This window comes from Gardnerella sp. Marseille-Q9691 (assembly GCF_046507715.1).
GTDB lineage: Bacteria > Actinomycetota > Actinomycetes > Actinomycetales > Bifidobacteriaceae > Bifidobacterium > Bifidobacterium greenwoodii.
Genome location: NZ_JBKFXI010000004.1, coordinates 1 through 12,938 on the forward strand (window position 1 = coordinate 1; position 12,938 = coordinate 12,938).

A 12,938-nucleotide genomic window follows, 5' to 3' on the forward strand; every position below is an offset into this window, starting at 1 on the left:
GTCACGCATTACTCACCCGTTCGCCACTCTCACCAGTCAGCAAGCTGACTAGATCCCGTTCGACTTGCATGTGTTAAGCACGCCGCCAGCGTTCATCCTGAGCCAGAATCGAACCCTCCACGAAAAAATTCAATGAAGAGCCAACAAAAGGCTCCAAAAAATAAGAAAAAGACGAGACATTCTTTAAGGAAAGAACATCCCACAAAACCTCACCACCATTTAACCATCTCTCAGGCACCCTGCAACATGCAAGGCAGGCAATGAACTGGCAATAATTAACTAATAAGTAGTACAGACACGCTCTTGAGTTCTCAAACCACCACCACACCAGCCGGCTCAATCAACCCCGAAGAGGAGAACCAGCCGCGCTGAGCAGCAAGAGATAAACTTACACCAAACCCAGCCAAAACGCAAACCCACCCCACAAATCAGCCACAAAAACGTTGGAAATACTAGCATCCCCCGGAGTGTCGAAAAACTAGAAAAAGTAACTAAAAATACGTGCGTTAAAGAAATCCGCCAAAGCAGCAATATTCGGCTCACCATACTGATCAACCAACTGCAACCAACGGCAGGCATTTTCTTCCCCAAATCGCGCAGCTTTGCGACGATACTCTTCAACAGTCAAAAAACGAGGCGGAATAGACTTACTATTGTATTTATCCGCAACCATAACAATTTCTTGTTCAACAGTTTGCGGCTTATAGTCGTCCACAGGAAGCGGCAGGTTTTGCAGGGCAACCTGCTCGCGAGTCAACCCAACTCCAGTATGATTGCGCGCAAACTGGGCAGCTTCCTCGCTAAAACCACATTTAAGCAAATAGTTGTACCCACGCAATCCGTGCAAAATATAATTCGGACCGTCAAAACTCAATTCGCCATCAAAATTTGCGGATCCATCTTTCTTCAGCACAAAATACGTGCCAATATCGTGCAACATTCCACCAATAAAAGCAGCGTACTCATCAATAGGTTGCTTTGGCGCACGTCCACCTTTAATAGGCGGAAGATCAGAATAATTATCCCCAATAAGTTTTTTAATACAAGATTGTGCGAGTTTAGAACGCTCCAAAATAGAAGACGAACACTTTGTTTTAGACTCAAGCAACATATTGCAATGATGCGCAATTTGCCAAGAGATTGTGGCAATTACCACACAATGGCCGTGAATAAGGTTGTAAGCAGATTCAGAAGGCGCAGTAGTGCGATGCAATTGCTCTACCTGGCTAAAATCAGGCAAATCGGCATTTTTTACTGCATCGCACTGTAGCGTTTCTTCTGAATTGTTACGCATTTTATTCAAGATTCTTTATTTTCCGCACGCGCAGCATCTTCTACAGCCTGTACAACGGCATGAGTTACGTTGGCAGCGTCAAGATTAGTTTTATCGCCACTAAAATTCGCGTTAGATGCCTTTGCTTGCGCCTTAAGCGGCACAGGACTAATGTTCCCAGTGTTTGCAAGTTTTTCATCTGCAAACAGAACATTAGCTGCAGCAATATCACGAGCGTTCATAACTGCAGTCTGCTCCGCATCAGTAGGCCGAATATCAGAATCAGCCTGCGTGGCAGTTTCAACAGCTGAAGCGCCTTGCAACGATTGCACTGCACGCTGAGAATAATCTTCACGACTCAAGCGCGGAGGTCTGCGTGTAGAAACAAATAGCGGCTGCACCTCAACCACAGGATTATAAGGCGCCAAGCCAAACCACTTAACTGGAGTTCCAGCAATATGACGAATCGCATACTTCATTTTTAGCGACAATGCGCCACGCACAGAAATATTAGACTCCGGCATTAAAGCCTTGTGCAGCAGAACGTAACGGATTGGACCAATATCTGGATCCGCATCAACCTTTGGATACACAGATTTTTGACGAGGAAGCTCGCCAGTATGCGACAAATCGTGCATAATTTGGTGCAAATATGCAGGTATAGATGGCGAAACTTTAAAGCCTAACTTTATTTTTACGCGGAACAAATAATCCGTACCAAAATTTTCAACGCAATACTCGCGCGTAAACGGAGCGTCGTCGGTTTCCACAGATACAGCCCACCAAGCTCTAGCTCGCTTAGGATGGTCAGCAAAAATGGAGAAGAAAATTCCAGTATCAAGTCGCTTCATTTCGCGATCAGAAGTCAAGTAAACAATATTGTCGGCAAAATACGGGATTCTAAAATCACCATGCAACTTATCGAGCACAGGCAGGAAGTCTTTAGGCTTCATATGCAAACGCTGCGATCGCTCTATCTTGGTACCGTCTTTCCAAGTAACCATGATTGTTAAAATCGAAGCTCCAAGAAGCATAGTGAACCAGCCGCCGTGCATAAACTTTGCCATGGAAGCAATGAAGAACATAAGCTCAATCATTAGGAAGATTACAGCAAAACCAATAGCTGCAAAACGCTTCTTCTGATACCACATATGAGCTGTAAGCAAAATGGTGGTTGCTAGCATTGTAAGCGTTAATGCCAAGCCGTATGCGCCAGAAATATGTTCAGAGTCGCGGAAAACAGCAAGCACTGTAATAGTCGCAACGCAAAGCACAACATTCACTACAGGAATATAAAGCTGTCCACGAGTGCGCGCAGGATAACGAACCTGCAAATGCGGCATCCAATTAAGGCTAGTAGCTTCAGAAACCATAGTGTATGCACCAGTAATCAAAGCTTGAGAAGCAATAATGCCAGCCGTCACAGAAAGAATAACTGCAATATATCGCACATTAGGTTCGAGCATTTGGAAGAATGGATTTAATCCTTCCACAGACCACAATGATTTATCGTTCTGATGTTGCAGCATCCACGCGCCCTGCCCAAAGTAATTAAGCAGCAGAGCAACTTTAATAAACGGCCACGTTGCGTATACGTTTCCTCGACCAACATGACCCATATCTGAATACAACGCTTCCGCACCAGTAGTAGAAAGGAAGATTACACCCATAACTGCCAGACCCTGCACATTGTGCGAACTGAACAGGAATTCCACACCATAAATTGGGTTAAGCGCTTCAAAAATAGTCCAGTCTTGACCAATATTCATAACGCCAACCAACGCGAGGAAAGCAAACCAAAGCATAACTACTATGCCGAAGACTTTACCAATACGCTCAGTTCCGCGCTGCTGAACAGAAAACAGTATGACGATGATAACAACCGTAATCATCATCGACAAATTCTCGTTTTCTAAGAATATTGGTTTAAACACTGCAATAGTGCGCAAACCTTCTACTGCGGAAGAAATAGAAACTGCAGGAGTTAGCACAGAATCTGCCAAAAATGCAGCTCCACCAATCATTGCCGGTATTGCAAGCCACGCACCTTTTTTGCGCAAAAGTGAGTACAGGGCAAAAATACCGCCTTCGCCTTTGTTGTCGGTTCGCATTGCAACGAATACGTATTTGACGGTTGTGATCAACGTAATTGACCAAAACAAGAGCGAAAGCATGCCGAATACGGTTTCGCGATTAATATTTTGTAATCCGCCTTGACCGGCCAAAAAAGTTTGAGCAGTATACAAAGGCGATGTACCAATATCGCCATAAACAACACCAAGAGCCACAATAGCCATGCCCAAGGTAAAGCGGTCAGAGCTTGTTTGCAGCTTTGCCCACCATCTGCCTAAAGGACCTCTAACAGCGCTGGCAACAAGTTTTTCTGCTTCCTTAACTTCCTGAGCCTGCTGTTGCGCTATTACTTTTCGCTCTTCACGAGTTGTTGTTTTTTGAGACACCTTCGGTGCCTTTGTAAAAGACGCAGCTCGTAATATAGCGTCCTTCGAACTCTTAGTAGTCTTCGGACTCTTCTCGGAATCTTTCGCGCCGTTGCGAGGATCCTTTGCGCCATCTGCTGACGGCACAGTAGTGCGTGACTTCGTCATGCTTAATTGTTCCTCCTGGGTAAGGCTCTTCTTGATGCCACAAGAAGATGCAGTCACCTTGCCCTTCACAGTTTTATTTCCGTACTTGGATATTGTATACAACAATAGCTATATAGTGCAAAAAATCTTTAAAAATCGTTGAAAAATAAGGATTATTAAGATTGGCTTTTTGCTTAAAATCCGTAAATTTTCTTCGTATTTTCTCTAGTTACTTTAGCCGCCTTCTCAAGCGAAATATCGAGTACATTAGCGAGCGCTTGCAAAGTATACGGAACCATATAAGGCGCGTTTGGCCGCCCTCTGTAAGGCATTGGCGTTAAATACGGCGCATCTGTTTCTACAGTTATGTGACTTTCGCCAATAATCTTGGCAGACTTACGCAAATCTTCGTTTCCTTTGTAACTCAAAGTTCCGGAAAAACTTGCGTACCAGCCGTGTTCTCTTAGTATTTGGGCTAAATCTTCGCCACCTGCGTAGCTATGAAACACTGTTCGTTCAGGCGCTCCGTCTTGTAATAAAACTTTTACTACGTCTTCGTGCGCGTCACGATCGTGAATTTGCAATGGAAGATTCAGCTCTTTTGCGAGCGCAATATGATCGCGAAAAGCTTCTCTTTGGGCAAGTCTCGCAGACTCTCCCGTACGAAAATAATCCAAACCGGTTTCACCTATTGCAACAACTTCTTTTGGATGCGCAATTACAAGCGAACGCAAATGTTGCATAGCTTCGTCGAATGGAATATCGTGATATGGCTTATAAACTATTGGCAATCCGTCTGGGCCTTGCGCTCCCCTGTGTCCGTGCAAAACGGCTTCGTTTGGGTGTATTGCAATTGCTGCGCGAACGCAATCCGCGTGTGATTCAGCGAAGGAAATTGTCGGTTCCCAGTCTGGGTATTCACAACCTACTTCTAGCATGTTGGAAACTCCAGCGGATTTTGCTTGAGTAACTAAGTCGTCTGCAGTCGGCTCGTTAATAGGTTCGCGGCCTTTTTCTGCTAATTCTTGGTTAAGATTATGCGCAAAATCGACGACGCTAAGCATATGCGTGTGGTCGTCCGCAATTGTTACGCCGTTTTTTATTAGATTTTCCCATACTTGAGATTCTTCGGTTAATTCAGGCGCCCAATTATGCTCGCGGTGATGTTTACTCATGTTTTTAAGTCTACTCGCAAATAAAACAGTATTTTGCCAGCGATTTTTTACCGGCAATCTTCTACCAGCAATCTTTTACCAGCAATCTTCTACCAGCGATTTTCCACAAATAATTTAGATGCTTACAAAATTGTTTTGCGAATTGCGTCGTATTGAGATTTAACAAGGCGATAGTAAGATCCCTTTTCTTCCATAAGTTCTTCATGCGTTCCACGCTCAACAATTTCGCCATGATCTATTACGCAAATTAAATCAGCATTTTCAATAGTAGAAAGCCTGTGCGCGATTACGAAAGACGTGCGATTTTTAAGCAACTGAGCCAATCCTGCTTGTAGCGCTTCTTCCGTACGAGTGTCAATATTGCTGGTTGCTTCGTCGAGAATTAAAATGCGAGGATCTGCCAAAAGTACGCGCGCAAAAGAAATAAGCTGCCTTTGGCCTGCCGAAAGTGTAGCTCCTCGCTCCTCAATTTCAGTGTCGTAGCCTTTGTCCATTTCGCTAATAAATTCGTGCGCGTGAACAGCTCGAGCCGCCGCCTCAATTTCTTCGTCAGTTGCGTCTAGTTTTCCGTATCGAATGTTTTCGCGCACAGTTCCGCTAAAAATAAAGCTATCTTGCAGCATTACGCCCATTTGTTTTCTAAGCGACGCTAATGTTACTGAGCGCACATCGTGGCCGTCTATGGTAATCGAGCCTTCTGAAACATCGTAGAATCTAGAAAGGAGACTTACGAGAGTAGTTTTTCCAGCTCCTGTTGGGCCTACTAAAGCAACGGTCTGCCCAGGCGAAACGTGCAAGTCAACCAGGTTCAAAATCGGCCTTCCGCCTTCTTCGTAACGGAACACAACGTCGTTTACGTCAACCTTGCCACTAATTTGCGGCAATTCTTTAGCATCAGGCTTATCTACAATATTCGGCTTAATTCTTAGAGTTTCAAAAATTCGCTCCAAATAAACTGAGCATGTTACAAGCTGCGTGTAAAAGTTTCCAATATTTACTACTGGATCCCAAAAGGTAGTCGAGTACCATACGAATGCTATAAGCGTTCCCGTACTCACGTTCATTCCGCCTAAATTCGACACTCCAACGTAGTACAAAAGCGCTATTGCAGCAGTTTCAATAACTGAAGCTCCAGGCCAAAGCAGCATTTGAAACCTAACGTTTCGCATCCATGCGCTTCTTACTTCTGCTTGCTGATTCTGAAAAGTTTCGTATGCTGCAGACTCTCTTGCAAAAGTTTGCGTTGTTTTTACGCCTGCAATTGACTCGTGCAAATACGCGTTTAAATTACTTTGCTTGTTTGATAGTTTTTTAGACGCCTTTCGTTGCAGAATTTGCAAAACGCGCGTCCAGATTATAAATATTGGAAATAGCGCTAAGCTCCACAACGCCATTCGCCAATCTATAACGAACATTGTTATTAATGTAATAATCAGCACAAAAACGTCTGAAAATACGTTAATAAATCCCGAAGAAAGCGTATCAGAAAGAGTATTAATGTAGTTTACTATGCGAATCAGAATCTTTCCGTGCGGGCGCGAATCAAAATAATCAAAAGATAACGATTGCACATGCGTAAAAATATCTCGGCGCATGTCTCTAATTATCATCTGGCCGATGCGCGTAATTGCAAGCGTTCTGTACGCTAAGCCCAGCTCGTACAGCACAATAAGCACAATAAAAACCGCAATAATTGCGTATAAGTACGTGTAGCTTTTCTGCGGCAATACCACGTCGATTAGCATTTTTGTAATCATTGGCATTGCTGTCATAATTATGCTTCCGCTTATAACTACCATAATTACGAGTAGAAGTTTAGTTGCGTACGGCTTCATGTATTTTTTAACGCGCATAAGCTCATGCACGTTCACATGCTCTTCTTGTTCTTCGTCTTCGCGATAAGTGTTTCGTTGCGCCATTTCTACTCCCCCTTCGTTTCAAATCCTGCAGACTTGCCGCTTTGCAATCCAAGCTGCTTCCTGTAAATCTCCCAGTATCTTCCATGCTGAGCCACAAGTTCTGCGTGAGTGCCGCGCTCTACGATTTTTCCGTGATCTAACACAACAATCATGTCTGCATCTTTAACGGATGAAATTCTGTGCGCAATAGTGATTACGGTGCGCGTGCCGTCGAGTTTCTTTAGCTCTTGCTGAATATGCTCTTCTGTTTCCATATCTACAGCTGAAGTTGTGTCATCCATAATTAGGATTGCCGGATCGTTTGCTAAAGCGCGAGCTAAGCTTAGGCGTTGCTTTTGGCCGCCAGAAAGACCAACTCCGCGCTCTCCTACTACAGTTTCGTAACCTTCTGGCATGCTCATAATAAAATCGTCAGCCGCTGCAATTCTAGCCATTCTGCGAATCGTATCGTCTAGTTCTTTGCAATTTTCTTTATCTTGAGGCAAACCGAAGCCAATATTTCCTGCAATCGTGTCCGAAAACAGGAAAGTTTCCTGAGCTACTATGCTAACTTCATTTCGCACAGTTTCCAGAGGCCATTCGCGCACGTCTTTTCCGTCAATTAAAACGCGGCCTTGCGTCGGGTCGTAGAATCTTGCAATAAGACTTACAAGAGTTGATTTGCCAGACCCAGTTTCACCAAGAATACCAAGCTTACTTCCGGCAGGAACGCTTAAATCAATATTCTTTAAGATTGGAGAGTCTTGATCGTCCGGGAATGCAAAATCAACATGTTCAAAAGTGATTTCGCCTTTTACTTTAACGCTTGCGTCCGCTTCTTTTAGAAGATTAATATGAGATTCTTGCGTAAGAAGCTTACGAATATTAACGCAACCCGCGTTAAAACGCTGCCAGTCGTTAATAAGCCATCCTGTCATTCTAACCGGCATATGAAGCATCCAAAGGAAGCTATTAAAAGTAACGAATGTTCCTAAAGTCATACTGCCATTTAGAACAAGCCATCCGCCAAAACCAACTGTTATAAGCTCTAGCACAAAACCCATGCCGTCAAGCCACGGCATGTATTTTTGCGTGTTTTTTGCAAGCGTAATATTTCGATTAAAGTAGTCTTCGTTACATTCGTCGAATTTTTTGGTTTCATAAGCTTCGCGCACAAAAGCTTTTACAACACGGTTACCTTCAATATTTTCTTCAACCATTGAATTCATGCGCGCAAAAGATTCGCGAATTGCAAGGAATTTCGGCCTAGCTTTTTTGCCCATAACTCTTGCAAGCATGAACAAAAATGGCGTAATTGCCATAAGAGCTAAAGCAAGCTGCCATTGGATTGAAAACATTATAACTAGCGCCAACACAAACATTACTACGCAATCTAGCGCCATATACGAAACCCAGCTTAGAATATGGCGAATCGCATCCGTATCCGAAGTCATACGGCTCATAATGTCGCCCGTACGAGTGTGATTAAAGTATGTAAAATCAAGAGAATGAAGCTTCTCGTACTCGTCGCTCACAAGGCGATACACGGCATTCTGGCCGAATCTTTCCATTTGAAGCTGGTAAATATATCTTGAGCCTACGCGAATAATCATCATTGCAACCATCAGCAAGCACACTCCTAAAAGCAGATTATGCTGTTTGCCAATAATGATTTTGTCGACTATAAAACCCGAAAGCAATGGCATTGTCATTGCCATTGTGTCGTTAATTGTAAAAAGTATAAGCGATACGCCTACTCTCCACATGTCTGGCTTGCAGTATTGCAATACCCAGCGCACGTTGTTCGCGTCTTTGCGTTTATTTGGGTTGACGTACATGCGCCGGATTCTCCTTTGTTTGATTTTGCGATTTATTTTTTATTAAGTTTTATTAAGTTTACATTATTTTCTGCGTGATTATTTTCTGCGCAATTATTTTTTACGCAATTACACACAAAAGCATGTGGCGTGCAGCCCAAAGACTACACGCCACATGCTATAAGTTAAGCAATCAGCTTAGTAAACTTGCGCGAATTATCGCTACAAATTTACTTACTTCTGCCAGCCCATATCCTCTGGGTAGGTGGTTGCGTAACCAGCAGGGCCGTTGTTAGCAAAGCCCTTCTTGAACACCTGGTAGATAGGAGGAGCGGAAACTGGAAGAGTGCCGTACAAAGCAAGAGCTGCAGATTCTGCCTTGTTTGCATACTCAGTCTGTTCCTTGTAGTCGTAGGTCTTGCCGACCTTGTTGAGCATAGCATCAATCTTCTTGTTGCCAACGAGACCGAGGTTGGAATCGCTGTCAGACTTGTAAACCTGGCTTGCTGAAGACAAGAAGCTCAATGGAGAATTGGACTGCCATGCCAATGGAAGCACCTGGTACTTGTGAGAAGCAACAACCTCGGAGAACTTAGCAACAGCCTGGTTCACAGTCTTGCACTTAATTCCAGCCTTCTTCATCATGGCCTGGAATGCGTTAGCAAGAGCTGCCTGAGTAGAATCGTCGCCGAAGAAGGTGAAGGAAATCTCAAGAGTCTTGCCATTCTTGGCGTAGTAGCCATCTTTGCCCATCTTGTAGCCAGCAGCTTCAAGGGTCTTCTTAGCGTTTTCGGTGTTGTACTTTCCGTCAGCAGGAAGATTGTTCTTGTAGCCAGCCTGGAACATGGAGAGAAGCTCAGAACCTGGCTGCTCGCTCTTCCAGTTCATGCCCTGGAACTGAACCTTGTTGTAGGTAGCAACATCGAATGCCTGAACAACAGCCTTACGGACTGCAAGTTCGTTAAGTGGCTTGGACTTAGCGTTGAAGTTAAGCACGCGAACCTTGGTGCTGTAGCCATAACGGAGCTGAGCGCCCTTAACGCTACGAGCAGACTTGATTGCGTCCTTAGCAGAAATGCTATCGGTTACAGCATCGATTTCGCCATTCTGGAAGGCGTTCAAAGCTGCAGTATCTTCCATACGCTTTACAACAACCTTATCGAGCTTTGCCTTCTTGCCCCACCACTTTGGATTGCGGGTGAAGACAACCTGATTTTCGGTTGCGGATTCAATCTGGAATGGACCTGCACCCCACTCGTTGTGAGGATTGTTTACCCAACCCTGGTTGAAGGTCTTAACGTCACCGGCCTTTGGATTAACCAATGGAGCAAAAAGCATTTCCCATGTTGCGCATGGCTTATCGTACTTAACGATTACTTGCTTCGGGCTGGAGCCTTGCTCAACAGACTGAATGCAGTCGTAACCTTCGGTGCTAGGCACGGAGTAATCCTTGTTCTTGCCGTTCAAAGCCTGCCAAGTTGCTTTGAATGCAGTGTAGTCAATATCAGTGCCATCATTCCACTTGGCCTTTGGGTTCAAGTTGTACTGAACAACGAGTGGCTTATCGCTAACCTTCTTGACGGAAGTGATGTAGTCAGGGTTGTACTTAAGCTTTTCACCCTTAACGGTGTCATAAGCCATAAGATTTGGCTGGTAGAAGCTCCACAAAGTAGCCATGTAGCCAGAGTTACCATCGTTAGAAGCGTAATTCCAGTTTGGACCGAGAACAGGAAGAGCAACGGTGTAAGTGCCGCCGTCCTTAACGTTGTCACGTGACTGTGGATTATCGTAACGCTTGTTGACATCTGGCATTGGAAGTTCGCCAGTGTAAGAAGTGTCAACACCAGCAGCTGGCTCTTCAGTCATACCTGCTTTACCAGCATTGTTAGTAGCACCGCCGCAAGCGCCGAGCAGCATTGCAACAGAAAGTGCAGCTGCGGCAAATACAGTCAGTTTACCTGCTTTTGTATTTTTCATGATTCCTCTCATTCCCCGGATGATGTCCGTCTTCCGGTATGTTGTATGAGTATATACAACTCTATGACATTCGACAAATCGTTTTCACAAAATATTGATTTTTTTCTTTTCAACTTTATGAAAAATAGGCAAAAAAGAATAATTTATTATCTATAATAGGCAAAACAGAAAATTTTTTAGTTTATTTTTGCTAAAAAACAAAATATATTACGTTTTTTAAATTTATGTTACACAATAAAAAATCGCGCATGTTGTAATAAACATGCGCGACTAAGTAATTTATTCAGATTGATGAAGATTAACTAAAATCGACAAGTCATGAATTACCTAACATCGTCAAAATTATCTTCTTCAGAAAGAATAATACGCTTACGGTTCTTCTCAATTGTAGGATCCGGAATTGGCACAGCGCTAATCAAAGCCTGAGTGTAAGGGTGCTTTGGATTATCAAACACCTCATCCGTTTCGCCAGATTCAACAATTCGACCGTGATACATAACAGCAATTCGGCTAGAAATATGTCGAACAACAGCCATGTTATGAGCCACGAACAAGTAAGCAACGCCAAGCTTATCCTGCAAATCTTCAAGCAAGTTAATAATTCCAGCCTGAATAGAAACATCCAGAGCAGAAACAGGCTCGTCAAGAAGCAAAAGCTTAGGATTCACAGCCAACGCGCGAGCAATAGCAATACGCTGACGCTGGCCGCCAGAGAACTGAGTTGGGAAGCGATCTACCTGATCAGGATTCAACTCAACAAGCTGCATAAGCTCAGCAATACGCTGGCGAATTTCTTCCTTCGACTTCTTTTGCACGAGCAAAGGCTCTGCCAGAATATCGTAAACAAGCATACGAGGATCAAGCGAGCTCATTGGATCCTGGAATACGTACTGAATCTTAGAACGAAGTTCGCGACGCTGATCACGAGTCAACTTATCGTTCAACTCAGTACCAAAAACTGTAATAGAACCAGACTCAGGCTTCTTCAAGCTCATAATTTCCATCAAAGTAGTTGACTTACCCGAACCAGACTCGCCAACCAAAGCCACAGTTTCGCCTTCACGAACTTCAAGATCAATGCCGTCAACAGCACGAACCTCACCAATCTTACGGCGCAAGAAGCCGCCGCTAGTAATTGGGAAGGTCTTAACCAAGTTCTTAACATCCAAAACAACTTTTCGTTGCTCACGAGGAATGCCATCAAACATAGGCTTGATTGGCCTTTCAGTTTCAGCGTGGAGCAAGGCGCGAACGGTTTCACTTTCGGCTTCAAGGCCCATCATTGTGCCGTCGTCCCCACCTTTTTCTTCAGCCATAAGCATATCCATAGTCGGCTTAGAAATTGGGGTTAAGCGGCGAGTGCGCTTTTGGTCAACGCGAGGAACAGCGCCCAACAAGCCAATAGTGTACGGCTGAGTTGGGTGAGCAAAAATCTCCTCAACGCTATTATGCTCAACCAAATGGCCCGCATACATAACAATAACTTCGTCTGCAACGCCAGCAATAACGCCCAAATCGTGGGTAATGAAGATCATTGCAGCGCCAGTTTCTTTTTGGGCCTTCTTCAAAACTTCCAAAACCTGAGCTTGGATTGTAACATCCAAAGCGGTAGTAGGCTCGTCTGCAATAATAATATCCGGATCGTTAGCAATTGCCATAGCAATCATCACGCGCTGACGCATACCGCCGGAAAACTCGTGAGGGAAAGCCTTCAAACGCTCAGCCGGCTTAGTAATACCAACCAAATCAAGCAATTCAATAGAACGCTCGCGAATCTGCTCTTCGCTCATGCCCGGATTATGAATAACCAAAGCTTCCTTAAGCTGATCACCAATAGAGAAAACTGGAGTTAAAGCAGAAAGAGGATCCTGGAAAACCATGGCAATATTCTTGCCACGAATCTTACTCATCTCTAAATCGGACTTAGTTAAAAGCTCTTCGCCCTTATACTTCACAGAGCCCTTAACGCTTGCGTTTTTATCCAGCAAGCCCATAACAGCCAAGGACGTAACCGACTTACCAGAACCAGATTCGCCAACGATACCAATAGTCTTTCCGCGGTACAAATCAAAATTCATTCCGCGCACAGCATGCACAGTACCAGCTTCAGAAGCGAAGCTAACTTGCAAGTCGCGTACTGAAAGCAACGGTTCGTTGTTTTGATCTTCCATCGTGGTTTCTTCCTTAATAGCGTTATTTGCAATATCAGTCAT

General features: G+C 44.1%; 7 protein-coding genes and 1 rRNA gene. All 8 read right to left on the reverse strand.

Translation table 11 applies throughout. From position 1 onward, the window contains the following. Positions 1–124 (reverse strand): 16S ribosomal RNA (locus ACLD6A_RS06000); the annotation flags it as partial. Positions 125–478: 354 nt separating this feature from the next. Beyond that, positions 479–1,294 carry an HD domain-containing protein gene (locus ACLD6A_RS06005; protein ID WP_004137172.1) on the reverse strand — a complete coding sequence of 272 codons (816 nt, stop codon included), beginning with the start codon at positions 1,292–1,294 and terminating at the stop codon, positions 479–481. Positions 1,295–1,299: 5 nt separating this feature from the next. Then, positions 1,300–3,879: a KUP/HAK/KT family potassium transporter gene (locus ACLD6A_RS06010; RefSeq protein WP_410313839.1), complete on the reverse strand. Its 2,580-nt coding sequence runs from the start codon at positions 3,877–3,879 to the stop codon at positions 1,300–1,302. Positions 3,880–4,052: 173 nt separating this feature from the next. After that, positions 4,053–5,033: a TatD family hydrolase gene (locus ACLD6A_RS06015; protein ID WP_004134330.1), complete on the reverse strand. Its 981-nt coding sequence runs from the start codon at positions 5,031–5,033 to the stop codon at positions 4,053–4,055. A gap of 122 nt (positions 5,034–5,155) precedes the next feature. Further along, positions 5,156–6,952 (reverse strand): ABC transporter ATP-binding protein, encoded by a 1,797-nt coding sequence (locus tag ACLD6A_RS06020; protein ID WP_004574736.1) that lies wholly within the window; start codon positions 6,950–6,952, stop codon positions 5,156–5,158. A gap of 2 nt (positions 6,953–6,954) precedes the next feature. Further along, entirely contained in the window at positions 6,955–8,769 is a 1,815-nt protein-coding gene (locus ACLD6A_RS06025) for an ABC transporter ATP-binding protein (RefSeq protein WP_410313840.1), read from the reverse strand. A 213-nt stretch (positions 8,770–8,982) separates the two neighbouring features. Then, entirely contained in the window at positions 8,983–10,725 is a 1,743-nt protein-coding gene (locus ACLD6A_RS06030; RefSeq protein ID WP_410313841.1) for an ABC transporter family substrate-binding protein, read from the reverse strand. Positions 10,726–11,048: 323 nt separating this feature from the next. Beyond that, positions 11,049–12,938 carry a dipeptide ABC transporter ATP-binding protein gene (locus ACLD6A_RS06035; RefSeq protein WP_410313842.1) on the reverse strand — a complete coding sequence of 630 codons (1,890 nt, stop codon included), beginning with the start codon at positions 12,936–12,938 and terminating at the stop codon, positions 11,049–11,051.